This window comes from Methylobacterium oryzihabitans, assembly GCF_004004555.2.
GTDB lineage: Bacteria > Pseudomonadota > Alphaproteobacteria > Rhizobiales > Beijerinckiaceae > Methylobacterium > Methylobacterium oryzihabitans.
Genome location: NZ_SACP01000202.1, coordinates 1 through 254 on the forward strand (window position 1 = coordinate 1; position 254 = coordinate 254).

Sequence of the window (254 nt, forward strand, 5' to 3'; positions counted from 1 at the left end):
GCGGCTGGGTGACGGCGAGCGCGGCTTCGAGCTTCTGGAACTCGGGCCGCACGCCCTGGCGCGAGAGCGGGGCGAGGCCCGGCCGGGCGGGGGCGCGGCGCGGGCGCCGAGCCCGTCGAGGCCGAACGCGGCGCCGAGCCGGGCGGTGACGACGGCGTCGGTGGGGGAAAACCACACGAGGTCGGCGCCGGTGCGGGCGATGCGCAGGCGGTCGAGGGTGAGCGGGGCGACGACCGGGGTGAGGACGCCGACGC

1 protein-coding gene is annotated in these 254 nt (G+C 79.9%); it reads right to left on the reverse strand.

Features of this window, described 5'->3' with window-relative positions; translation table 11 throughout:
• A partial coding sequence (locus EOE48_RS29030) for a hypothetical protein (protein WP_210249634.1) occupies nucleotides 1–254 on the reverse strand: 254 nt, incomplete at both ends.